The organism is Psychromonas arctica, assembly GCF_038155225.1.
Lineage (GTDB): Bacteria > Pseudomonadota > Gammaproteobacteria > Enterobacterales > Psychromonadaceae > Psychromonas > Psychromonas arctica_B.
The window spans coordinates 19996-45002 of record NZ_JBAKBA010000033.1 but is presented as its reverse complement, the minus strand read 5'-3'; the positions used below and the strand labels follow the sequence as shown (position 1 = coordinate 45002).

Here is a 25007-nt window from a genome sequence, read left to right as displayed (position 1 = left end):
CTGTCAGTGCCTTTTCGCTATCTTAAGCATTACAAATTTCAAATCTCTCCTGCATTATCTTCCACATTAAAAGAAGATACTGATTGGATTACTATCAGTGCCTTTTCGCTATCTTAAGCATTACAAATTTCAAACCTCTCCTGCGTTATCTTCCACATTAAAAAAAGATACTGATTAGTTTACTGTCAGTGCCTTTTCGCTATCTTAAGCATTAAAAATTCAATCTTTCCAACATCTACCACCACATTAGAAAGGCTAGTTATTGAAAAGTATTAATTTTTTTGTCTAGATTTTATTAAATATTTAACCAGTCCTTTTTCTTTGCCACATGCGAAACACTTATTATTTAAAGCACCTCGCTCTAAACGCGTTTACTTATTTTAGGACGAGACATTATTATTAATAAAGCTTATTCTGACTTTTAACTCATCACCAATAACAAAGGAAAATCTAATGGTTGGAGAAACTAATTTAAATAAGTTACTAGAGTCTATGTCACCAGCATTGATGCCGGATGAATATGTATTTTGTACCGTACAAGGTGAATACCGTGATTTCTACGATCTGTCACCGTTAGCATCTTTTAAAGAACAGGAAGGGTTGACATTAGTGGTTACTAAAGAAGCAGCAATAGCCAGAAATCTCTCTTTCGAATCGGTATTCAAAGGGATAACATTAACTATTCATTCAAGCCTTGATGCCGTTGGTTTAACTGCGGCTGTTTCAGCTAAATTGGCTGATAAAGATATTAGTGCGAATGTGATTGCTGCTTATTATCATGATCATATATTCGTTCAAACCGAGAAGGCTGCATTAGCAATTGAAGCACTAGGTGAGTTTTCTCGCTAATACGACTTAAATGAAGTAAAAACTCATTAACTGTTTTAAATTATTTTAAGCTGCAGAAACAACTCTGCAGTTTTATTACATACCTAGATGTTTAATTATTAAACTCAAGCGATACCAATCTAAAACTTATATTCTATTGATCTATCTTCATAAATTCCTATTCTTTGAGAGTAATATTGTTATTAATCATTAATACAATACCATTGGATTTAAGCTGATGAATAAAAAGCCCGATAGAATGACTGTCATGCAAAATATTATTGATGCTGTAAAAGCTGATTTTCCTCTATATCAAGAAGATACGTTTAAATGTAGTCCCAATAACAGCTGTACAACTTGTACCAAGAAATTAATGGAATTAGTTGATACAGAGATAGTTTATTGGGAGCATGAAATTAACAGGGGTAATAGTCCAACTTTTGATGAACTTAATCGTTTTGGCAAACTGTGTAAAAATATACGACGCGCTTTAGTTAAAGATAATCGAATTATTTAAATATAATGGATGAAAATACGACCCTGTAAATAATTATCCTATCAAAACTTAAAATAACTAAAGTCACTTAGTAAAACTTATTCACTGAATACATTATTAACTTCCATTACCTTTCATTTTAAAACCATCAGAAATTCGCTGAATAAAAATTATTTTTATTAAATAAATGTGTTGAGGTTATCCTAGCGCCTCTTTATGTACTCCAAACATTACAATATATGAAAAATAATATGAATATCGAATTTAAAGGCTTTGCTTTTTTTGGTGATATCACTGAAATTAACTTCCCTATTATGGCTGATGTTAAACACCTTACCTGTGTTGTTAGTTTTGAAGTGCTTGAAGTACTAGACCCTGAAGGTTTAAGCGCAGAGGCAGAGTCCGATGAAGCAATGCAACAATATTTAAATCACGAAGAAGAGATTAAAATAATTGTAGAAAGAAAAATACGAAGCGGTAAAGTAACGGCTAATAAAGTCATTATCTATAGTGAAGACATCCGCTAGTTTTTAACTGTTTAATTTAATTGTTCGTTAATTATGTTGTATGGATATGTTGTTTCTGTAGGTACTTTCTAAAGATCGTTTTTATAGGTGATTGTGACGGCATAACGAACAATTAAATAGAGATGCCATTTTTATCAACTACAAAGGGAATTGGTGTGCAGAATTTAAAGATTGCAGTTGCTCAAATACCATCATTGAAAGGTGATGTCTCTGCCAATATTAAAAGTCATTTACTCGCAATAGAAAAAGCGGCTAAGGCTGGTGTATCCTATCTTGTATTCCCTGAACTATCCCTTACCGGTTATGAATTAGAACTCGCCTCTGAGCTCGCTTTCACTATTGATGATAAAAGACTATTACCGTTGATTGAATCTGCTATTAAATACGCTATTTGTATTGCTGTTGGGGTTCCTTTATTCGTCAATAATGCGATTCATATTGCTGTTATTATTATTTCTGATTTAGGCGATGTGAACAGCTATAGCAAAATGCATTTACATGCAGGTGAGGAGACATTTATTGTTGAAGGAACTAGTCATTATCTTACTAAGGTTCAATCTTCACATGGTGAACTGAATATTGCTAATGCTATTTGTGCCGATATCATTCATCCGATTCACGCCCAAACATGCTATGAACTTGGTGCAAATATATATATGGCAGGTGTGTTAATTGGTCAACGTGGTTATGCAGCTGACGTTCGTTTTTTAGAAGGCTACTCACGTGATTTTAATATGTTAATTACAATGGCAAATCACAATCAACCTACAGGAGCATGGTTACCCATCGGGAAAAGTGCTATTTGGTTTGCAGGTAAGTTACTTGCTTGTGCAAATGAAACTGAGGATGCGTTAGTCGTTGCTGAAAAGAGAAGTCGTCATTGGGTTGGCTATGTTGTTGAACTGTAAATCAATACAAAAAAATAGTCGTCATCATTATTATATAATACTTTTAGTATCCCGTTAAAATTTATGTCTCATTGTTTGCATTTAACGTCTTTTCAGTGAATGATAAAAATCAATAGATAGCTATGTCTATTTTTTATACAAAGGTTATTAACTTAATGAGGTTTAAATGGAATTAATCGTCGGTAAAGATTCAACATGGTCACTTAGAGTTTGGATATGTGGTCAATTAACGAATATAGATTTTAATATTAAGGTCATTGATTTAACGGACGCTGACTATAAAGCACAAGTATTGACCTTTTCACCATCAGGTTTAGTACCTGCACTTCTTGATGATTCATTAGTTGTTCATGACTCTTTAGCCATTGTTGAATATTTGAATGAACAGTCAAACGGCGAGCTTTTTCCTAACACTGTGAATGAAAGGGCGATTGCCAGAAGTTTGTGCAGTGAGTTGCATTCAGGATTTATGAATTTAAGAGGACAGTGTTCTTTTACTTTAGAAAAAGTAAACCCATTATCAACCTTGAACGATGGCATTAAAAACGAAGTCTCAAGAATAGAAACTATCTTTGAACAAGCTCAATTACCATATATGTTTGAAAAAGTCGGTGTAGTTGATGCGTTCTATTCAATTTTAGCTTATAGATTAAAAGCATACGGTATCATGCTGAATGGTAAAGCAGGTGATTACCAACAAAGCTTACTTGATTGGAACCTTTTGCAAGAGGCTATCAAGCAAGCTAAAGTCTGGGAAAGTAAGTAAAACATTAGTAATACTTAGTCTGTCATTGATTTGTAATTGGCCTGTAAGTTGTCTGTAATTGTGATGTCATTGATTGATGGTTAATGGCACTTTTTGTAAAAAAGGATAAACATTATTTATACATTATATTGGGATCGGGGTGGTGCGAATATGGCTACTCACGCGGTATTAGAAGCGTTAGGTGTACCTTATAAGTTGATTGAAATTGACTTAACGAAACAAATGCAAAAAACGCCTGAGTATTTAGCCATTAACCCAAATGGTAAGGTGCCGACTTTAAAGCATAATGAACAAGTGATTTATGAATCTTCTGCAATCTTGATGTATATATTGGATCAACATCCAGAGTCTGGTTTAGCCCCTTCACTCAATTCTCCTAAACGAGGTTACTATTACCAATACTTAATTTGGATGTCTAATACGTTACAGGAAGCGGTTGATCGTTGGGCTCATCCTGAAAATTATATTAGTGGCGATGCAGACTTGAAACAAATTAAAGATAAAGGTAATCAAGCATTAGCGCGTTGTTGGGATATTCTCAATACAGATCTTGGTCAAAAAGGCCCATGGCTTTTAGGTGATGAGTTAAGTGGTGCTGATTTCCACTTGTTTATGATCACCTATTGGAGTCACGGGTACGATAGTCGAGCTGAAGATTGGCCAAATCTACGGTCACATATTCAAGCAATGCTTAAATTAGATGCTATTCAAAACATGCTGGCTCAAGAAGGATTAAGCTTCGAGTGTTAAATTGAGTTGCAATAATACAGTTAATGGCTAACCAACGTTGCCAGTCTAGGATAGACAACAAAAAAGGCCAAACATCTAATGCTTGGCCTTTTGATAGGTAGGGGTTATATATCATTATTTAGAAGAACGAAAAACGCGCTACGGCCCACAGTACTCTATTGATGACAGCACTTATTTTACGTAATACTTGTTGTTAATCATCTCTTTTAATAGACCTAATTTTTCTTTAAAAACAGGGTTAGTTAACGATTTTGTCATGAAATTAATGCAACTACCTTAGGGTTAGACATAAAAAGTCCTTTTTAATTAGAATCTATCAAAATTAATATAATAAAGAAGAGTAGGCTGTTATTACGAATGCCTTAACCTTATTTTTGCTATTATTTTATTTTTTAAAGACAAATACCCTATAGGATAATTTCAAAAAACACATTAAATTGTCTTTTATTTTTTATATTGGTGTTTATGTGGTTGTATTTTAATTTATTTATTTTCAACTTTTTTAAGTGCTTGTTTTTTGATAAATATTTGCTTTATTATGACTGATGAATTATTACTTAGTCTATTCATCTACGTTATTAATTTAATTTAATTTACTTTGAAAGTCGCTGTGCTTTTTAACTTTTTCATTAAGTCATTTATTTTGTTATGGTTAGTTGAACAAGTATTAAACGTTTACTCATCAGTTTTATTGTATTAATCACTATAAGTAACCATTATAAATAAAATGGTGAATAATAATTTTTCGTCATTTTTCGCTAGCAATAAACTTGAATTTTTAACTCTCCCATTAGGTGTTATAAAACTAAACTAAATAGGCGACTTTATGCATTATGTGAATAACCCCAACATCATCGATATAGAAGCGTCTGGTTTTGGTGGAGAGAGCTACCCTATTGAAGTGGGCTTAATACTAGGGACTGGGGAAAAATTTTGTAGTTTAATTTTTCCGGCAGATGATTGGCAGTATTGGAATGAGGAGGCTGAAAAAGTACATCATATTTCACGAAAAATGCTGGAAAATCATGGAAAACCTGTTTCAGAAGTGGCTTGTTTGTTGAATGAAAAGCTCGCGGGTATGACTCTGTATTCCGATGGTTGGGTGGTCGATAAACCCTGGCTGACAAGGTTGTTTTATGCTTCTGGCGTTGAGATGCAATTTACTGTTAGCTCTTTAGAAATGATTCTCTCCGACGAGCAAATGAAAATTTGGCATAAAACCAAAGATAAAATAATTATTCAGTCAAACATACAACGTCATCGCGCGAGCAATGATGCTTGGGTAATACAAGAAACCTATCGGCAAACTCATCAGTTATCAAAGGGGTCTTAAAGCATTTTTATTTCTCCATTTCTAATAATACCAAAAGAATTAATAAGGAGATCATTCTTGCTGGCTAAAATCCCCCCTAACTGCGTTCTGAGTTTTGAAGTGAGAACAACTATCTTCTACAACTCACGCCTTATTAGTATTAATTTTTCCTGCGCAATTTCTGATCACTTATTTAATTCCATTGGTATAACTTAATAAGTGGCTTAATAAGTTACTGAATAGATAATCTAATAAAGAGAAAAGAGAAAAGAGAAAAGAGAAAAGAGAAAAATAGTTAATAAGTTAAAAGAATGTGCTCGACGACATAGTATTTCAGTTATTAATGCTTGAATTTTCAGCAACTAAGCTTTCAATACTTAAACTATCGATAGCTATGTTGTTTGCTAGCTATCGATTCGATTACGGTATTTGTAATCTATTTTTAATTAAAAAAACATTAATTAAAAAAGCTATTAATTAAAAATAGATTCCCCCATCTGATCGATCGCTATTTTAGCTTTTCTGATAGTCATATCGATACAATCATCTCGGCTTGCAATCACATCTGAACGGATAAAAGAGTGTGATAAAACAACCTCGTTTACTTCCTTTTCAATAATGGCAGAGAGTCGGTATTGGCCTCCCTCATTCATTGGATTAGGCGTAATAGTAAATCCTTTATATTCAATACTTTCTTCTACCGACGCTTGCTCTGTTGAATGACTTGTATTGCTTGAAAAGAGAGAGGTTAAACCAGATAAAAAACCCATTACATTTATTCCTTATGTATTTTTATGGTAAATAATTAATTTTATAAGACATTGTATAAAGTATTGTAAATCAAACTGGTTTTTATATTTGTATTTTTGCTTAATTATTTAATTGGCGTGATGGGTAAATGAGAGGGCGGTGTGTATTTTATTTAGATTTAGGTCAAAATCAGTCTTGTACTTTATCAGTGCCTGTAAAGTCAGAAAATATTTTAAGAGGTGTTGAAATATCTCAATAGAGTTTACCAAGGCTCATGAGTAAATAGTTCTCTGTTTATAAGCCTTAATCAACCCTAGTGAAGTATTTCATTTGTTAAGGTGTCAATGCGGTATTAGGGAATAGAGGATTATTTAGAGGTTCTCCTAACACTGGCAATAAACGTTCGCTAGTATCTTGGTAACCAATATTAAAACGGACTCGATTTATGCAAATTTTTTCAACTTTTTCAGCTAATAAATCAAACTGTTTAAAGCGTATTGCTAATGCTGGAAACTGCGCTTGGTACTTTACTATTCTTTGTGAAAGTAATTGATAGAAATCATGCTCACTGTAATCGAGTTGATCTTCAAGCAAAGGTGACACAAAGCGTAATACAGTGACAAAATGGCCGGTATATAAGTCGTGTAATAAATATTGAGCGGGCAGTTTAGTCAGTTGCTGCGCGATATGTGATGGTAACTCAGCATGTTCTGGAAAGTCCTCATCTACAATGCGCAAATCTCCATGGAAATCTTTTATCGCTAAACCAACAGGAACATGGTTTTCCATTAATAACGTTAGGTTTTGCCCATGAGATACTAACGCAATCCCATATTGACACATTAGGTGATAAAGTGGGATGACAGTACTATCAAAAAGTTTAGTTAACCAAGCGTTTATATCGAGACCGCTTGCTTCAATATATTGCGCTATTAAACTATGGCCATTTGCATCATTCTGCATTAAAGCGGCTGCTAATTTGTCCTGTTGATTTTCTGCTAAAATCGCCGCAGGACTTTGTCTTAAAATAACGCCTAACATTTCATTGTAACGATAAGGTGTTTGGTTAATATCGACTTGATTCGGGTTCGTGACATGGATACCCGCCCATTCTTTTAGCACTTTAAAGTTTGATTTTCTAAGAAAACTATCTTGATCACAACGCTGTTGAATAAATTCAGATAATTCTGCACCAGAGGTAATATATTTACCTGGTATGCCTCGGTAGCAAGAAGTGTTTAAAATAGTGATAGGCAGTTTTACATCATTTCTTTTAGGTCGCGTTATATTAGATAGTGTGCGGATTGACTGTTGCGCTTGGTAGTAATCACCAGTGATCCCTAAATCAATGATACTTTTATCAGCCAATAAAGCTGTAAATTGAGAGGTAATATAATGCTGAAATTGCCAAGGGTGAGTTGGAATTATCCAATATTTTTCTAGTGAAAGATGCTGTCCTTCTAGTATTTTAAATATGTTCACCATCTGCTGTGGTGACATTAGCTCTGTCAACATACGATCTAGTGTTTGATAGTGCGTTTCTTTTAGGTTTCTTTCAATACCAATGGTGGTTAATGTTTTTTTAATGGCAACAAAATGCAATTGAAAATGTTGCCCATACTCTGGTGCATATTGTGCTAGTTCAGATGTTCCCCAGCCTAAACGTCCTTTGTTGGCGAGTGCTTTCGGGTGACCTTTTAAAACAGCTTGTAATGCAACACCAGACAAATTGAGCAGTGCAGAGCCTGTATATTTTTTAAGAGACTTCATTGATTGTAAATCGGCATATAACGTTTGCTGAATTTCTTCGATTAAATTACCTAAAATTATATTGTCTAATTTAATGTCATTGGCAATATCTTTAAGCAGCTCAGCGGTATTGATGTTTTTTTCACCATTACGAGATAGCGAATTATCATCGATAATGATATTGCCCCAAATATGTTTTTTAGCCTGAAATTCCCATGTGATTTTATCTGTGTTCCATTGATAACAAACCGTCTTTTTTTGCGCCATTCCCTCCTGGATTTTACTTTCATGTGTATTGCTAATCGTGTCTTTTACATTCAGTTCAAGTAATTCTTCATAATGTAATTCACTGATGATTTTAGCATTTAGTTGGTTATTAACTTCCTGCCATTGTTGTTGGTTAATTTCTATCATTCGACACCTTTTTTGATAAATAACATACGGGCTTTAAACGGTTAAAGTGTTACAGAGTTAATATTTAATTAATAAATAATTTACATTAAAGTTAATGACAATCATTATCGTTTACAATACCATCTAACCTTAATGATAATTATTATTATTTAAATTGTTTTTTATTTCAATGATTTATTAAATAAATGTGCATTATAAATGTATGGACGTTTTGTAAATAAGAGGATTTAAGCGATTAAGTATTAGTAATATTTTAGATATAACGGAAAAGGATCTTAATGATGCTGTATAGCTATACAGAACGATTAGCATTGACTGGTTTTCTCAATGCATTATTAAATGAGTGGAAGGAGTATGAAAAAAACAAACAAGAAATTACTATCACCAGCTCAGAAGGTACGTTAGTTTTATCTTTATTACATGACTCTTTAGTACAACGATTTAGCTTTAAGTGGCCAGCTAGAATTCGCGATAAAAGCACAGAGAAAAACATTGGCTTTCAGCAAGTTGTTGCGTTTATTTGTAACCACCCAAGTATTCAGAATAGTTATAGCCAACATCAAATTAATGCATTTAAAGAACAAGTATTTGCTAGTGAGCAACACATGGCAGATGTTATGTTTCATCGTAAAAGCGAGACAAGTATCGACGGCTTTATTGCAGCAGAACAGAGCTTAATTGGCGGGCATAATTTACACCCAGCGAGTAAAGCACATCAAGGTTGGTCTCAACAACAAGCTCAACAATTTAGCCCAGATTATGCAGATGAGTTTGCTTTACATTGGTATTTTGTAAAAAAAGAACTCATTGCAGGGGAAAGTGCTTATACACAAGATATAAACCCTGAAGACTCCCTCTGTGAATTATTACTGCAAAGTTATCAAGATGCTGGTATTGAACAATCTGTTCCAATTGGTTTTGTTCCTTACCCTGTTCACCCTCATCAAGCAGAGGTACTGGCTAACAATGACGCTATTCAACAATATTTTGATCAAGGTTCGATTATTGATTTGAAGTCGCAGGGTAGAGCTTGGCGAGCGACTTCTTCAACGCGAGCATTATGGCAATCAGAAAGTCGTTGGATGTTAAAGTTTTCTTTAGCAGTGAAATTAACTAACTCTATTCGCCACTTATCTCCTATTGAACTGTCTCGTGGTGTGCTCTTTCAACAAGTCAGTAATGAATTAGCAGGGGCTGAGTTTAAACAACGTTTCCCCCAATTTAATGTTTTACAAGAACCTGCATGGTGTGGGTTAAAAGATGTTAGTGGTGAATTGTTATTAGACAGTTTATTTTGTTGGCGTGAAAACCTTTATTTAACTGGCAAAGAAACCACTGTCACATTGGCAACAATGACCCAAGAAAGCCAGGACGGTAAAAATCCTATTGTTAACTTAGTGTCTGAGCTAGCTCAAGATCGTAATATATCGACATCAATAGCCAGTAAAATATGGTTTGAACACTTTTTAGAAAATGTCATTAAACCCGTTGCTGTTGCACGAAGTGATTATGGTTTAGTGTTGTTAGCACACCAACAAAATTTATTAGTGACATTAGCTGGTCATTTACCTGTCGGTGGGGCTTTTAGGGATTGCCAAGGAACGGGTTATACCGATACCGCATTAAAACGTTTTCCACTACTCGCTGCTAATCCGCCTGCTTATTTTGTTGAAAGTGAGGCGGTTAATGAATATTTCAGTTATTACTTAATTCTTAATTCATTAAACAGTGTGGTGGCCGCATTATCCATACAATTATCCGATAATGACAGCCAAGGATTATTGCGTATTAGCCAGCAATTTTTTAATCAACTTTCGCAACATAGTTTTTGTGATCGATCATTTTATTCCTATTTATTAACCTCAGAACAGTTGAAAATTAAAGGTAACTTTTTTTGTTTCTTAGGCATCGATAATGAAACTGAGTTGAAAGATCCTAGTAAAATTTATCAGGGGATAATTAATCCTTATCGTTTACTAAAAGATGAAAAAACGCGATTAACTTACAAACCTATTTTGTTTAATGTAGCAGATCCTGCAGAGCAAAAAACGGGGTTAAATTTAATATTTAAGCAATCAGGCAAACACTTAACCATTGAATCTAATTGGCAACAATGGCGATTAGAGTGGCATGTCAGCGGAGAAGGTTGCCATCAGTTATGCAAGCCGAATCAAACACAATCTCAAATGTCACCTTATTCAGAAACCGTTTCAGCGGGGTTAGTAACAAACTCTAAAATGTCACCAAAACAATGGTTTAATGTACTTGAATATTATTTTTCAGGTTTAATTTCACCAACGATTGAAGAGAAGCAAAGTCTTAATCAATGTCTCTTTATTGATCAACAAGTCTGGGAGGATTTGACAGATGTCGAGGTGCCAAATTGGGCTAACATATTATCTGGTCAAGTTATTCTAAAACGCAATCATTTTTTCCAATTTGCAGGTGTTTGGACGAAGAGCCAGCCTTCATCACTCTCTGAAATAACAGATGAACAGTTTATTGAAGCTGATAATGGAAGTTATCATCCAATACGACCAGCGCAACCTGAGGGTGCTTGGTACCAACGTTACATCTACCCATTACAGCGTGTCATTAGTTTTAAGTGTATTGATGCTGACCGAGATTTAACGATTTTTAATGATTGGCATAACACACCGAATATATCACGTATGTGGGAATTAGCAGGCGATCTAGAAACGCATCGCAATTATATCAATAAGCAAACTCATGACGAACATACGATGGCGGTTGTTGGCTATTTTGATGGTGTGCCATTTGGTTATTTTGAAGTGTATTGGGCAGCAGAAGATCGCCTGGGACCTTATTATGATTGTCAACCTTATGACCGTGGTGTTCACATGTTGGTGGGTAATAAACTCTTCCTAGGGCATAAAAACTTCGTTAATTGGGCCGCTGCAATATTACATGCTTGTTTTGTCGATGAGGATAAAACGCTGCATATAATGGGAGAGCCTAGGGCCGATAATCATCATGTTGTTCGTATTACTAAAAATATCGGCATGGTTAAGCTCAAAGAGTTTGATTTTCCACATAAACGATCTGCTTTGATGTGTTGTGAGCGTAATCGTTTCTTTAATTCATTCATTTAATAAGGAAAATATAATGAAAAAGCTAACTGATTTGATAGGTGTTGGTGTTGGTCCTTTTAACCTTAGTGTCGCTGCTCTTCTTGAGCGGGTACCTCATTTATCGAGTCAGTTCTTCGATAATAAAAAGGAGTTTATTTGGCATGAAGGCTTGATGTTACCTAATACTTACATGCAAACATCCTATTTAAAAGACTTAGTCACTGCGGTTGAGCCTGCAAGCCCTTATAGTTTTATGTCTTACTTAGTGAAAAATAAAAAGTTTTATCGTTTCTTAAATACAGAAATGCAAACTATCACGCGTGCTGAATTCTCTGACTATTTGTCATGGACAGCAAAGCAGATTGAACAAGTTAAGTTTTCCCATGCAGTTGAAGAGATTAAACACGTTAAAGATCGCTTTGTAGTGACTACAAGCCAAGGTGATTTCGAATCTAAGCATTTATGTTTAGGCACAGGTAAGTCTGCTTATGTTCCTGAATATCTAAAAACGAGCTTAGGTGATCATTGCTTCCATGCAAGTGAAATGGGTTTACGTAATATAGACTTAACAGGAAAAAAAGTAGTCTTAGTCGGCGGTGGTCAAACGGGAGCAGATATATTTTTAAATGCTTTACGTGGTCACTGGGGGCAACCTGCACAGTTAGATTGGTTATCTCGTCGTGCTAATTTCCAAGCGTTAGATGAAGCCGCGTTTGCTAATGAATTCTTTGTACCGCAATACGTAGAGCAGTTTTATCATCTTGATCAAGTGGTTAAAAAGCGCGAGATCGATGCACAAAAGCTCACTAGTGATGGTATTACGACTGAAGCGTTACGCGCTATTTACCAAGAGTTATACGATAAGTTTGAAGTGCAAAAACAACGCAAATGGGTACGTTTATTACCACACCGAACCGTGACATCAATGACTCAACGATTCGATGGTTTTAACATGGATGTTAAGAATAGCTTAAATGGTTTAGAAGAAAGCCATAGTGGAACCGTCGTGATATTAGCCACTGGTTTTGAGACTAAGTTACCACGTTGTTTAGCGCCGATAATGGACCAACTAAATTTATGTGAAGATGGGTTATTACAGTTAGATGAAAACTTTAAAGTACAATGGCAAGGTAACCCTAAAAATAGTATTTATGCGGTTAATGCGGGGCTAGGGAGCCACGGTATTGCAGACCCACAATTGAGTTTAGCTGCATGGCGTTCAGCTAAAATAATTAACGATTTAGCAGGAGAATGCTGTTTCGATATTAGTGAAAGTAGCAATGTGATGGAATGGGGGAATGAGGGTTCTACTACTCCTTTTTCAGTTGCCGATTTTGTATCCGTTGCGTAACATTAATGAGAATAAATGGTCTATTTACACAGTGCGTCATTCTGTATAGTGAGTGGCTAATTGGCTCAATACATAACTGAATAAAGCCCTGGCTAATATGGCTGAGTAGAGACGAATCACAATGTAAAGCTAATAAAAAAGCAACTCAATGAGTTGCTTTTTTGTCAGTATTTTTATGACGAAACTAATCGCTTACTTGATGATTAGAACAAACCAATTGCGTTTGCAAAGACAAGTAAAATACCTATTGGTGCTACAAACCGTAACAACATTATTACGATAGAAAAAGAAAGATCTGACATTTGGAACTCTTCTTTTAAAATCTCTGGTTTAATTACCCAACCAGCGAAGATTGAGATAAAGATACCACCAAGCGGTAAAAGAATATTAGCCGTGATGTAATCTAAGAACTCAAAGATATCTCCACCCATACCAAATGAAAGCTTAGTCCATTCAGCACCCGCGAATGAAAAAATGGTTAATAGGCTTAAAGCCCAAACCGTCACACCCGCAATGATTGCTGCTTTAGTACGGCTCATTTTTTGACGTTCAGCTAAGTAGGCAGTTGGAGATTCAAGTAATGCAATAACAGAGGTAAAGGCTGCAAACACAATCATGATAAAGAATAATGTGCCGACTAAATCACCAAATGGCATTGAACCGAATGCAAGAGGAAGTGATTGAAACAATAAACCAGGTCCAGCACTTGGCTCTAAACCGTTAGCAAATACGATTGGGTAAATTGCTAAACCAGCAATTAATGCAACAATCGTATCTGCAACTGCGATAGTAATAGACGTTTTAACGATCGACACACCTTTCGGTAAGTATGCACCGTAAATCATCATAATACCCATTGCTAAACTCAGTGTGAAAAAGGCATGGCCTAATGCCACTAAAGCACCTTCGATCGTTAGTTGAGAAAAATCAACATGGAACATAAATGCAAATGCAGATGCGAAATCACCAACCACTGCTGAATAAAGCATAATGCCTACCAGTAGGATTAATAGAGACGGCATTAGGTAAGTAATCGCTGTTTCTAATCCGTTTTTAACCCCTTTTGAAATCACATAAACAGCAGCAATAAGCGTTAATGAAGACCAAATAAGTAGTTGTGGAACACTAGTGATTAAGTCAGTAAACAGAGCACCAATCATATCCGCATTCGTTGCTGGGTCTGCAGCTGCTGCGCTGAATTCACCATAGCCTGCAAAGAAAACATAAGCGACAGCCCATCCTGCGATAACGGTATAAAAACTTAATATTAAGAAACCTGCTAATACACCAATAGTACCGATGATTGACCAATGAGAAGAATGGCCAGATTCAGTTGCAACATGTGCAATGGCATTCGCAGGAGTTGAACGTCCGCGTTTACCGATAACGACTTCAGCCATCATCACAGGTATACCGATCAGGAAGATACATAAAAGATAAACAAATACGAATGCACCGCCTCCATTTTCACCCATGATGTATGGAAACTTCCATATATTACCAAGACCAACAGCGGCACCAGTTGCAGCTAAAACGTACGCGTATCGACTTGACCATCGATTAGACACATGTGTATCAGTATTCATTTAAATCCTTGAATGTAATTAAACCCATATAGTGAAAGCAAAAACGCATGAAAATATAAGTTTTGTAAATAATTGTTTAAGAATAATAAAAGTTAGCCAAAGAGGCTACATAAACCATCATAAAAATGAGTTTATACCCTGAAAAGTCACTAAATAACCTTGAAGTTGATTATTTCAGTGTATTTAATGGCATTTTTTTAGAAAAATGTCATGTTGGTAATGTACATTACCTAACGACTAGGTTTGTTTTATCAACCATCATCAGAACTATTATAAGTATGATTATCTGTATTAATCACAACATATAAATAAAGTTTATTAGTAATTAAGCAAACAGGGACGATATTCTAGTGTATCTTTCATCTATTAACGTTAATGATCAGAAAGCTATAGGCACTTTATCAAAAAGAGTCACTCATATTATTAGCGGAATAATGAATAAATTGATGTAACTTGATTGTAATATTGAACAAAAGCAGGAGAAAAATATGATCAAACTTGATAAATCTTTAACGGCCAGTTTTGATGTTGATCCTCAATGTGGTTTTACACCATTGTGTCCTAATGAATTGCCTATCGCTGAAGGAGATTTGATCGCCGATGAGCTAAATGCTCAAGCAGAGTTTGCTCAATGTCGAGTGGTGAGTAAAGATTGCCATCCAGCTGAAGCGCCTTGGATTGCAAATTCTCCCGATGAAATAATGTCACCCGTTGAAGGTGATTACCCTAATTTAGACATAAAGTGGCCTGCACATTGCGTTGTTGGTACGAAAGGCAATGCGTTAATTCCCGGTTTACCTCAAGAAAGCAGTTATGACTATGTAGTAGAAAAAGGCATTGATCCTTTAATGCATCCATACGGTGCTTGTTATCATGATTTGGGTGAACGGGAAGGGACGGGGGTTATTGAATGGCTTTTGAGTAAAAATATAATAACCGTAATAGTGGGTGGGTTGGCTACTGACTATTGTGTTAAAACCACGGTATTACAATTGTGTAAAGCTGGTTTTCAAGTCATTGTTAATCTCGCTGCTTGCAGAGGTGTTGATAACGAAACAATTAAACTCGCATGCAAAGAGATGCGGGACGCTGGTGTGGTATTGATCACCAACAGTCAGGAATTGGAGTATAAATGAGTAATACAAAAGTGGATCGTTGGTTAATTGATAGCCTGATGGATATAGATTTTTATAAAATAAGCATGCTTCAAGCTTTTTACCATGCCGCTGAATTTAGATTAGTGAATGTGCAATGGAAATTCGCTTGTCGTAATAAAGAAGGTTTAGATTTAACAACATTAATCCCGGATATTGAACATCAACTTGAGCACCTTTGTACGCTTTCTTTTACCGATGAAGAATTAGATTATCTCGCTAAAATGTCTTTCATTAAGCCTGACTTCATTGAGTTTTTACGCATATTTAAGCTGAATATGAAATTTATCCATATACATTCAGATGGAGAAAACATTAACTTACGCTTTGATGGGCCTTTGTTACATGTCAGTTTATTTGAAATTTATGCGCTTTCTATTATTAGTGAATTACATACTTATATTAACTGTGGTGGGTTCGATTTATTTGTTGCACGTGAAAAATTAGCCGCAAAAATAGCGTTGTTCAAAACAGGAGAAGATTTAACAGGGCTCAATTTTATTGATTTTGGTACGCGACGCCGCGCGAGTAAACAATGGCAAGAGGAAGTCTTAAAAACCCTTAAAACAGAATTACCAGGGGCCTTTTTAGGAACAAGTTGTGTCCACTTTGCAAGAACGCTGGATTTACCTGCAATGGGTACAATGGCTCACGAATGGTTCCAGAGTTGGCAAGCTGTTACTCGATTAGCTGAAGCACAAAAAGCCGCGTTAGAAGGCTGGGTAAGAGAATATAGAGGTCGCTTAGGGATTGCATTAACTGATTGTTATTCGATGGATTCATTTATTCGTGATTTTGATGACCCTTATTTTGGCAAGCTTTACGATGGTTTACGTCATGATAGCGGTTGTCCGTTCGTTTGGGGCGAGAAAGCGATTAATTTATACCATCGTATGGATATTGACCCACTTGAAAAAACGCTGGTATTCAGTGATTCATTAGACTTCCCCCGCATGATCGAAATATGGAAACGCTTTAAAGGGCGTATTAAAGTGTCGTTTGGTATTGGTACTAATTTAATGAACGATGTTGGTAATGTGCCATTGAGTATCGTTATTAAAATGGTGTCTGTTAATGGCAAACCTGTTGCCAAAATATCTGATGAACCAGGGAAAAGTATGTGTGAAGATCTTGGGTATCTACAATATTTAGCAAGCCAATATGGGATTGACCCGACGACGGTTAAAGTGGCTAAATAGTAAAAGGCGGTCATGAATAACTTAACTTACGCCGTTCAATATATACTAATATTTAGCGTTTAATTTCTTATCGTTAAATATTAGTGTTAATACTTATTTTTCTTCTTCTTTTCATTTTTATATATCCATGATATCTCATTTATTTATTACTGCTTATTCTATTTCTATTGCTTTTAATTCGATTAATATCCTCCGACAAAAATATAAACTTAAATGCATGGCTTCTGTTTGCCATTTTTATTCATAACTTTTATATATAATTTCTATATGTAACTTCTATTTATAACCTCCTCTATATCTAATGTTAAAATTTTGCTTAGGCTTACCTCTATATTTATTAGAAACTCTCCTCTATGTTGATGCTTAGGCCTGTCTTTTTAAGGCTGACCGCAACGTGTGTTGTTTATATCGTAGTTCATTAACAATAGTTAATTCCCCTATAAAATACTTTATTTAATTTTATTTTAAATGTCATATTTTTATCTTAAAAATATCTTGTTGTTTATCAATAAGAACTCAATTAGAAAAAGTTCAATAAAATTTAATAAATCTTAATGACAATTGTTTTCATTTGGAATATCATCCTCGCAAATGATACTAGTTACCATTCGTGATATTTAATAATAATTTAGGGAATAAAATGCAGGGGATGGCCGTTTTATCTTGTTGGGTACTTGGAGCATTGCAAGGAGCAATTCTCATACTCGTACCCACAATGATGCTACAAGGTGAAATCTCGGCATTTTCGTTAGCTTTACCTCTGTCTTTAGGGACGTTTGTTTTTATGTGTTGTTCTGGCTGGTGGGGACATTTATTAGATAAGCGTACGTCAGCTAATCAATCAATTTTGGTTATTGTTCGTTGGGTATTATTAGGTTTCTTAGCATCACAATTAAGCTTTATTGTGTTCCTACAATTTTCTGAGTTCCAAGGGATAAGCTTAGTCATCGCTTTATGTTTATCGCGAGTGCTGCATGGTCTATTTTGTAGTGCCATTATTCCAAGTGCGCAATTAACTTTATCTCATAAGGATAAAAAAGGTGAGAAGTTAGTGTGGTCAAGTATTGCGACCAATATAGGTCGTTTAACTGCTCCTTTATTAACCTTTGTTCCTATTGATATTAATTATTTTAGTTTATGGTTTATTGCTTCAGTCACTTTGGTTGCTGCTGTGATTGCTTGGTTTAGTCATAATGCGAATACTGATGTTAGCACTGACGCTAAAGATGAGCAGGTTCCCTCTTATCCATTAACAACACAAGAAGTAAGCTTAGATGCACTAACTCAACATACTTCACCTACATCTATAGGATCTGTAAAAACAGAAGTGTTTTCTTTGTTTGCTAATCCGTTACTTATCTCCGTTTGTATTGCAGCGGTGTTAATTACGTTGTTTTCATCACAACTACAATTTAGTTTAGGTCCTTTGTTATTGGCGCAATTTGGCAGTGCTGAGTTAGCCAGTAATATGACCGCCAGCCTTTTATTTGCAGCCAGTGCTAGCGCACTGGTGTCATTATTTATTTTATATCGTCCTCTTAGTCGTTCGCCGATTTTGTTCATATTCGTCATTTCTGCCAGCTTTATTGCTGGGAGTCTTTTATTTGTGATGCAGAAGCAATTGATTGTTGCTGTTGTGTTGATTAGTGCTGCGTTATCAATGGCACCTGCTTGGTATACAGCATTAGCAATACACGCTAGCAAATATAATAAAGCCCGCACATCTGCTGCGGTATCTCAAGGTCATACTTTGGGAAATGCATTTGGAGGTCTAGCTGGCGGATTACTTTTAATACTAGGCCAACAAGCGTTATTACTGAGTTTTATCTTATTAATGGTATTGATCTTGTGTGCTGGTGGAATGGTTTATCACCGAGGTCATAGGGTAAATACGACTAATAAAGTAAGCATTGCAAAATCTTAACGTAGATTAAGAGTAAGGCTTCATTTGTTGGTATCTGATTGAGTGGTATCAAATTTAATGGCAATAAACTCAACTTTGATAATAAATATAAACAAACTTTTATTTTTAATTAAACGGAATTTTTCATGAAACTTACTAAATCAAATCAAATTAAATTTATATTAAACCCTATCCTCATAGGTATGCTGGGAATGTCTGTGCAAGCACAAGCTAAAACAGACGTAGATGATAATGGGTATGCGATGGTAGTTACTGCTAATCGAAGTGCACAAAGTATTAGTGATATTGCTGCAACGGTATTAGTCGTCGAAGGTGAGCAAATAGCTGAACAAGTAAAATCCGGTGTGGATTTTAAGGCTGCGTTAGCGAACCTGATCCCCAGTTTAGATGTGGGTAGTCAATCTCGTTCTAATGCAGGACAAAATATGCGTGGTAGAACAGCATTAGTGATGATTGATGGTATTTCATTAAATTCTTCACGTAGTATCAGCCGTCAATTTGATGCTATTAACCCATTCAATATAGAGCGTATTGAAGTTATATCAGGCGCTTCAGCAATGTATGGTGGTGGTAGTACCGGTGGTATTATCAATATCATTACCAAAAAAGGCAGCAGTGAGGAACTCGGTATCCATGGCGAAACTTGGATAGGAGCTAAATCTGGTTTTAACAAAAGAGAAGATATACAGTACCAAGTTGCACAATCGATTTCTAAAACAACAGAGAAGATGGATGCACGTTTAGCTATTTCTTATGATCAAGCTGAAGGTAGGTATGATGCTGATGGCGACATGATCTTACATGATTTCGCTCAAACTCCTTCCCAATTTGTTTCTCAATTAGATATTTTAGGTAATGTTGGTTTTGACATTTCAGATACTAAACGCCTTGAGCTAATGGCGCAGTTTTACGATAGTGGACAAGATAGTGATTATGGTATTGATTATGGCCCAAGTTATAGCTATTTATTCGACCCAAGCAGAGAATTAGAAATGGTTGAAGGTTACGACTTGGATGATCAAGCTCGAACTAAAAGAATAATGCTAGCAGCAAATTATAGTGACAGTCATTTCTTTAACCAGACGTTAAATGTACAACTATATTACCGTGAAGAATCTTTGCGTTTTAACCCTGCTCCTAACGGTGCTTTTACAAATGTAAGTGCGTCGGAACAAGAAACTTCGGTGATTGGTACTAAAGTCGTATTGACTGCTCAACCAATAGATCAACTTAAATTAGTGTATGGCGCAGATTTAGAGTTTGAGCAATTTGAGGCAACACAAAGTTATTATAATATTGGTACTGCCGCTGCTTCTAATGGATTAGTTTACGATCCAATCGGCGATGCTGGTCGCTACCCTGATATCGATACCACATCTATTGCTGCATTTTTACAAGCTGAATATGAACTTAATGATTCATGGAACTTACATGGAGGTATTCGTTATCAATACACGAATATTAAAGTATCTGATTTTGTTGATTCAGAGCAGCAGTATGCTGGACTAATAGGTGATACAACTAATTACGATGCCATCGAAGGTGGTAGTAATGATTATAGTAATACACTACTTAATGCCGGTATTTTGTATAAAATAAACGAAGAACAGCAAGTTTGGTTAAACCTATCTCAAGGTTTCGAAATTCCTGATAGTGCTAAGTATTATGGCCAAGGTACTTATAATGCAGATGGTAGTGTTGCAAACAGTGTAAATGTTTCTGATAGCCCATTGGAAGGAGTTAAAACTAATGCTGTTGAATTAGGTTGGCGCTTAAATCAAGAATCGCTTTCTACACAGTTAGCAGCGTATTATTCAATTTCAGATAAAGAAATTGAGCTTCAAGATGACTTTTCAATTGACGTTATTGATAATGATGTACGTATTTATGGTTTAGAAGGGCAGCTTGATTATGCCTTAACAAATGCATTAAGTGTTGGTGGTAACTTTCAGTACATAGTAAGTGAAAGTAAGACCGATGGTAAATGGCAAGACTTATCTGTTACAACTGCCAGTCCATCAAAGGCGACTGCTTATATAAATTGGGCTACAAATATAACCAATACTCGACTACAAACAACTCAACTGTTTGATTATGAAGACGCAAATGACGAAGAAATTGATGGTTATAATACTGTTGATTTATTAACTAGCGTACGTTTACCAGTAGGTAGTATGCAATTAGGTGTAACAAACTTGTTTAATGAAGATTATGAAACACTTTGGTCACAACGTGCAGATGTATTTTATGGCTTAACAAATTTAACTGACTTTAAAGGTCAAGGCCGTACTTACTCAGTTAACTATAATGTGAAATTCTAACGTTGACTGAATTACTCACTGTGAATAAATTAACTTGTCGCTTAGGCGGCAAGTTAATTCTAGATAATATCTCCTGTGAATTCCAAGAAGGAAAAGTGACGGCGTTAATCGGCCCGAACGGCTCTGGCAAAAGTACGTTACTAAAACTTATTGCTGGCTTGGAAAAAATTAACACTGGGGAGATTCAATTATCTGGAAAAGGAATAACGCAGTATTCCCGTGCTGACCTAGCACTTAAACTTGCTATGTTACCACAACGACATAGCACGCCAGTTGGTTTAACTGTTGCTGATTTGGTTGAGTTTGGTCGTCATCCACATCGACGTTGGTTTGCTCCATTAACTAAAAAAGATAAAGAAAAAATGCATTGGGCAATGCAAGAAGCAGGTGTGCTTGAATTTGCAGATTTGGCCATTGAAACACTTTCTGGTGGTGAAGCTCAACGCTGTTGGTTAGCAATGGTATTAGCACAAGATACCGATATCGTTTTGCTAGATGAACCGACTTCATGGTTAGACATTGGTCATCAAGTTGAATTGTTGCATATCGTTAAACGTCTTAATGAACAATATGGTAAAACGATCATTTGGGTGTTACATGACCTTAACCATGCACAAGAGTTTAGCCACCATGCGATTATGTTAGAGAAAGGTAAAGTAGTTGCATCAGGAGATATCGATTTAGTATTAACGGCAGAGCGTGTCTCTCAAGTTTATAATACGTCTGTCACGCGTGTTGAAGTGGAAGGGCAAACTTTATTGTGGCCAAGAACTAATGCGGTTAAATTGAATGCTGCTAAGTTCATTGCTAATACTGAGTCTTCTACCAATATCGATTCCACTACTAATACCAAATTAAATGCAAAAACTGAGTCAAATGCAAAGACTGAATCAAATGCAAAGAGGAAGGACTAATGCTACGTTGGTTTATACCTATTGCAATGGCCGGTGTTTTTGTACTACCTCATAGCGCTTTTAGTGAAGAAGTGAAGCAGACATTTGATCAATCAGTTAATGAACAATCAGATCAAATAACAAACATTAAAACGACAACTAAAGTTAAAAATTTTGAAACCATTGACGTTTCAGATGATGCTGTTTTACCTTTATCACTGCCCACTACACTGATTAATACGCCTCGAACGGTGGCCTTAAATTGGTCTGCTGCTGAAATGTTATTGTCTTTAGGTATTAAACCCGTTGCACTGACGTCAATTAATGGTTATCGAAAATGGCAATCTAATCATCCTGCTCTACCTGAAGGTGTTGCTGAAGTCGGTAATCGTGCTTTTCCTAGTCTACCTGCCGTTATAGAACAAAAGTCCGATCTTATTATTGGTTATCCATTCCGCCATGCCCGTTTATTAGATGAGTTAAATGCTATCGCTCCGACGTTATTACTTCAACAATTTTCACGTTTTGAACAAACTGATTATCGCTATATGGATCAAATGCGAATCAACTATTTACAGCTTGCAGAGTATGTTGGCAAAACGGCATTAGCGAAACAACAGTTGTTGGAAATGGATGCAGAGTTAGCTCGTTTACGTTTGATATTAGGCCGTGAAGGTTTGCAAGGTAAGAAAATAGCTTATGGAAAATTTGTGGGAATGGGTTATGGCTTACGTGTTTTTTCTAAACAAAGTTTAGCGGCATCTATTGCAACACAACTAGGGCTTGATTATCAATGGGATATTACGTTGCCAGGTAAGGATTTTACGCATTTACAACTAGAGCAAATTAAAATGTTACAAGATACGGCACTTATTCTGGTGCAAGAAACAGCGGGTAAAGGTGAAAGAATGATGACATCACCATTATGGGCACAACATCAGTTCGTTAAAAATGATGATATTTATACGGTGTCTCCACTGTGGAGTTTTGGTGGCCCTGTTTCTGTTGTAAGAATGGCGCGAGCATTTACTCACACCTTGTTGGAGAAAAGTCATGCTCGCTAAATACGCTGAATTAATGAAAGGACGAAGTGCTGCTTGGCCACTTATCTCATTATTTATTATCGTTGTTGCTATATTTAGCTGGCAACATTATCAGCAAACAGTATTGATTAACGATTATGAAATAACTTACTTTTATCAATTGTTACTACCTACTTTATTAATGGCACTATTATGCGGTGCTTTGCTTGCTCAATCAGGGGCAGTGGTCCAAACCGCTTTAGGTAATTCATTTGCTTCACCTTCAACCATTGGTATTAGTGCTGGTGCGTTATTAGGTGCGATGGTTATTAATCTTTTTATTGATGATCCGAGTATTTGGGAAGTGTGGATCGCCGCTTTTTCTTTTGCTTTAGTTATTTCAATGTTGATTTTGTTACTTTCGCAGGTTATCGGTGGCGGTAAATTACAGCTTATCTTAATCGGCATGGCGATGAGTCTTGCCGTGGGCGCTTTGTCATCTGCGATTATGATTTATGCAGAACAACGTATGGATGGTTTATTTCTGTGGGGCAGTGGCAATATTGGTCAAAGCGATGGTCAATTAGTCAGCCTAATTTTTATCCCTTCTTTATTGCTATTGGCATTACCTTTGTTATGCCACCGCCAATTAGATATGTTGAGTTTAGGTGATGATACAGCCAATGTTGTTGGCTTATCTGTTAGACGTTGGCGTGCCGTGTTGTTATTGATTGCGGTATTACAAGCATCATTAGTGACAGCGATGGTGGGTGTATTGGGCTTTGTTGGCTTAATGGCGCCTCATATTGCTCGTATGCTAGGGTTTAATAAATCACGTCAGCAGGTTATCTGTGCCAGTGTCTTTGGTGCTTTATTAGTGATTGTTGCTGAGCTCTTTTCACGTTCATTACCTGTTTCAGGTTTCCGCTTACCGACGGGGGTATTAACTGTATTAATCGGAATGCCATTTTTTTTGTACCTGCTGACGCGCAAAAAAGGTGCGATGGGCATGGCGATGCAAGAAAGTGGGTTTGGATTAGCGGCATTAATTAAGTTACCTAAATTCTTTGCCATTGCGATTCCTACTTTTTTGTTGGTACTAACAGCGATGTATTTTTGGCCTAGTGATATTGGTTTTGAATTTACAGCATGGCGTATGGGCGTTGCTGTGATGGCGGGTATTGGTTTAGGAATGGCGGGTTGTACTTTACAAGCGCTGTTTAGAAACCCAATGGCAAGTCCAGATATCTCCGGAGCAACGTCGGCATCAGTGTTATGTATTATATTAGCTTTACAGGTTTGGCCTGACGCTTCTCGTGTTGATCTCTTTCTGTGGGCGTTAGTTGGCGCCGCTATTGTAGTGTGTATTTTATTTATCGCAATGCGTTATCAATTACGTGTTTCTCAACTCGCGCTATTAGGGATTGCTATCTCTGCTTGGTGCGGAACCATTGCATCAATGGTACTCACGTTTGGTTCTGGCGCTGCTTCAGTGACAGTGCTTTGGCTAACCGGGACAACTTACGGCGCCGATGCACAGATAGGTTGGTTACTCTTGGCGGTGACATTACCTTGTTGTTTAGCGTTATTAGCGTTGGCTCGCCAATTAGATTTGTTCACTTTAGGTGAAAATTGGGGGTTACACCTTGGTCAACCGTTAATGAAACTGCGTTTATTAATCATTTTATTAGTGGTCTTGTTAACTGCAGCAGCAGTCGCTGCAGTAGGTGCGATTGCGTTTGTTGGATTACTTTCTCCACATATTTTACGCTTGATGGGGCAAACTCGTCATTGGGTATTATTGCTTGGCAGTGGTTTAGTCGGCGCTTGGTTATTATTACTGGCTGATGGACTGGGTAGAACCTTAATTGCACCTTTTGAGATTGCTAGTGGTATTTTGGTGTCGATTATTGGTGGTTTGTACTTTATTTGTTTAATTTTGTTAGGTTATAAAAGGAATTAAGA

At 36.1% G+C, this 25007-nt stretch carries 19 protein-coding genes; 16 read left to right on the top strand and 3 right to left on the bottom strand.

Annotated features, from left to right (window positions below):
* The first annotated feature begins 453 nt into the window (after positions 1-453).
* From V6255_RS13365 to V6255_RS13335, 7 genes are all read left to right on the top strand, one after another.
* Positions 454-849 (top strand): ACT domain-containing protein, encoded by a 396-nt coding sequence (locus V6255_RS13365; protein WP_341628610.1) that lies wholly within the window; start codon positions 454-456, stop codon positions 847-849.
* A 217-nt stretch (positions 850-1066) separates the two neighbouring features.
* Positions 1067-1345, top strand: coding sequence for a hypothetical protein (locus V6255_RS13360; protein WP_341628609.1), 279 nt, complete (start codon positions 1067-1069; stop codon positions 1343-1345).
* A 230-nt stretch (positions 1346-1575) separates the two neighbouring features.
* Entirely contained in the window at positions 1576-1851 is a 276-nt protein-coding gene (locus tag V6255_RS13355; RefSeq protein WP_341628608.1) for a DUF1488 family protein, read from the top strand.
* A gap of 155 nt (positions 1852-2006) precedes the next feature.
* Positions 2007-2759, top strand: a complete 753-nt coding sequence (locus V6255_RS13350) for a carbon-nitrogen hydrolase family protein (protein WP_341628607.1) — start codon at positions 2007-2009, stop codon at positions 2757-2759.
* A 166-nt stretch (positions 2760-2925) separates the two neighbouring features.
* Positions 2926-3525 carry a glutathione S-transferase gene (locus V6255_RS13345; RefSeq protein ID WP_341628606.1) on the top strand — a complete coding sequence of 200 codons (600 nt, stop codon included), beginning with the start codon at positions 2926-2928 and terminating at the stop codon, positions 3523-3525.
* A 105-nt stretch (positions 3526-3630) separates the two neighbouring features.
* Positions 3631-4275 carry a glutathione S-transferase family protein gene (locus V6255_RS13340; RefSeq protein WP_341628611.1) on the top strand — a complete coding sequence of 215 codons (645 nt, stop codon included), beginning with the start codon at positions 3631-3633 and terminating at the stop codon, positions 4273-4275.
* Between the two features lie 835 nt (positions 4276-5110).
* The gene (locus tag V6255_RS13335) at positions 5111-5608 is read left to right on the top strand and encodes a hypothetical protein (protein ID WP_341628605.1); all 498 of its coding nucleotides are present in this window, start codon (positions 5111-5113) and stop codon (positions 5606-5608) included.
* Between the two features lie 452 nt (positions 5609-6060).
* Here the strand turns inward: V6255_RS13335 and V6255_RS13330 are convergent, their stop codons facing one another.
* Positions 6061-6357, bottom strand: a complete 297-nt coding sequence (locus V6255_RS13330) for an HlyU family transcriptional regulator (RefSeq protein WP_341628604.1) — start codon at positions 6355-6357, stop codon at positions 6061-6063.
* 313 nt (positions 6358-6670) lie between these two features.
* Positions 6671-8500: an IucA/IucC family protein gene (locus V6255_RS13325; RefSeq protein WP_341628603.1), complete on the bottom strand. Its 1830-nt coding sequence runs from the start codon at positions 8498-8500 to the stop codon at positions 6671-6673.
* Positions 8501-8778: 278 nt separating this feature from the next.
* Here V6255_RS13325 and V6255_RS13320 point away from each other — a divergent pair, with 278 nt between their 5' ends.
* Together V6255_RS13320 and V6255_RS13315 are read left to right on the top strand one after the other, a co-directional pair.
* Positions 8779-11613, top strand: coding sequence for a GNAT family N-acetyltransferase (locus V6255_RS13320; RefSeq protein WP_341628602.1), 2835 nt, complete (start codon positions 8779-8781; stop codon positions 11611-11613).
* A 13-nt stretch (positions 11614-11626) separates the two neighbouring features.
* Positions 11627-12943: a lysine N(6)-hydroxylase/L-ornithine N(5)-oxygenase family protein gene (locus V6255_RS13315; RefSeq protein ID WP_341628601.1), complete on the top strand. Its 1317-nt coding sequence runs from the start codon at positions 11627-11629 to the stop codon at positions 12941-12943.
* 203 nt (positions 12944-13146) lie between these two features.
* On the opposite strand, the gene V6255_RS13310 is transcribed toward V6255_RS13315, so the two are convergent.
* Positions 13147-14529 carry a sodium-dependent transporter gene (locus V6255_RS13310; protein ID WP_341628600.1) on the bottom strand — a complete coding sequence of 461 codons (1383 nt, stop codon included), beginning with the start codon at positions 14527-14529 and terminating at the stop codon, positions 13147-13149.
* A 488-nt stretch (positions 14530-15017) separates the two neighbouring features.
* Here V6255_RS13310 and V6255_RS13305 point away from each other — a divergent pair, with 488 nt between their 5' ends.
* The 7 genes from V6255_RS13305 to V6255_RS13275 all read left to right on the top strand — a co-directional run bounded on the left by V6255_RS13305 (position 15018) and on the right by V6255_RS13275 (position 25005).
* On the top strand, positions 15018-15665 hold the full coding sequence (locus V6255_RS13305; protein WP_341628599.1) for an isochorismatase family protein: 648 nt from the start codon (positions 15018-15020) through the stop codon (positions 15663-15665).
* Positions 15662-16882 (top strand): nicotinate phosphoribosyltransferase, encoded by a 1221-nt coding sequence (gene pncB / locus V6255_RS13300; RefSeq protein ID WP_341628598.1) that lies wholly within the window; start codon positions 15662-15664, stop codon positions 16880-16882. Before V6255_RS13305 ends, pncB begins: the two co-directional genes overlap by 4 nt.
* Before the next feature lie 649 nt (positions 16883-17531).
* Positions 17532-18806, top strand: a complete 1275-nt coding sequence (locus V6255_RS13295) for an MFS transporter (protein WP_341628597.1) — start codon at positions 17532-17534, stop codon at positions 18804-18806.
* A 125-nt stretch (positions 18807-18931) separates the two neighbouring features.
* Positions 18932-21127, top strand: coding sequence for a TonB-dependent receptor (locus V6255_RS13290; protein WP_341628596.1), 2196 nt, complete (start codon positions 18932-18934; stop codon positions 21125-21127).
* A gap of 20 nt (positions 21128-21147) precedes the next feature.
* On the top strand, positions 21148-22041 hold the full coding sequence (locus V6255_RS13285) for an ABC transporter ATP-binding protein (RefSeq protein ID WP_341628595.1): 894 nt from the start codon (positions 21148-21150) through the stop codon (positions 22039-22041).
* Complete coding sequence (locus tag V6255_RS13280; protein ID WP_341628594.1) at positions 22041-23084, top strand: ABC transporter substrate-binding protein; 1044 nt, start codon at positions 22041-22043, stop codon at positions 23082-23084. Before V6255_RS13285 ends, V6255_RS13280 begins: the two co-directional genes overlap by 1 nt.
* The gene (locus tag V6255_RS13275) at positions 23074-25005 is read left to right on the top strand and encodes an iron ABC transporter permease (protein ID WP_341628593.1); all 1932 of its coding nucleotides are present in this window, start codon (positions 23074-23076) and stop codon (positions 25003-25005) included. Before V6255_RS13280 ends, V6255_RS13275 begins: the two co-directional genes overlap by 11 nt.
* The last annotated feature ends 2 nt before the right edge of the window (positions 25006-25007 follow it).

Bases quoted from the DNA above. Each gene is read 5' to 3' on its own strand.
- V6255_RS13365 (WP_341628610.1), top strand. From the start codon at position 454: ATGGTTGGAGAAACTAATTTAAATAAGTTACTAGAGTCTATGTCACCA.
- V6255_RS13360 (WP_341628609.1), top strand. From the start codon at position 1,067: ATGAATAAAAAGCCCGATAGAATGACTGTCATGCAAAATATTATTGAT.
- V6255_RS13355 (WP_341628608.1), top strand. From the start codon at position 1,576: ATGAATATCGAATTTAAAGGCTTTGCTTTTTTTGGTGATATCACTGAA.
- V6255_RS13345 (WP_341628606.1), top strand. From the start codon at position 2,926: ATGGAATTAATCGTCGGTAAAGATTCAACATGGTCACTTAGAGTTTGG.
- V6255_RS13330 (WP_341628604.1), bottom strand. From the start codon at position 6,357: ATGGGTTTTTTATCTGGTTTAACCTCTCTCTTTTCAAGCAATACAAGT.
- V6255_RS13325 (WP_341628603.1), bottom strand. From the start codon at position 8,500: ATGATAGAAATTAACCAACAACAATGGCAGGAAGTTAATAACCAACTA.
- V6255_RS13320 (WP_341628602.1), top strand. From the start codon at position 8,779: ATGATGCTGTATAGCTATACAGAACGATTAGCATTGACTGGTTTTCTC.
- V6255_RS13315 (WP_341628601.1), top strand. From the start codon at position 11,627: ATGAAAAAGCTAACTGATTTGATAGGTGTTGGTGTTGGTCCTTTTAAC.
- V6255_RS13310 (WP_341628600.1), bottom strand. From the start codon at position 14,529: ATGAATACTGATACACATGTGTCTAATCGATGGTCAAGTCGATACGCG.
- V6255_RS13305 (WP_341628599.1), top strand. From the start codon at position 15,018: ATGATCAAACTTGATAAATCTTTAACGGCCAGTTTTGATGTTGATCCT.
- pncB (WP_341628598.1), top strand. From the start codon at position 15,662: ATGAGTAATACAAAAGTGGATCGTTGGTTAATTGATAGCCTGATGGAT.
- V6255_RS13295 (WP_341628597.1), top strand. From the start codon at position 17,532: ATGGCCGTTTTATCTTGTTGGGTACTTGGAGCATTGCAAGGAGCAATT.
- V6255_RS13290 (WP_341628596.1), top strand. From the start codon at position 18,932: ATGAAACTTACTAAATCAAATCAAATTAAATTTATATTAAACCCTATC.
- V6255_RS13280 (WP_341628594.1), top strand. From the start codon at position 22,041: ATGCTACGTTGGTTTATACCTATTGCAATGGCCGGTGTTTTTGTACTA.
- V6255_RS13275 (WP_341628593.1), top strand. From the start codon at position 23,074: ATGCTCGCTAAATACGCTGAATTAATGAAAGGACGAAGTGCTGCTTGG.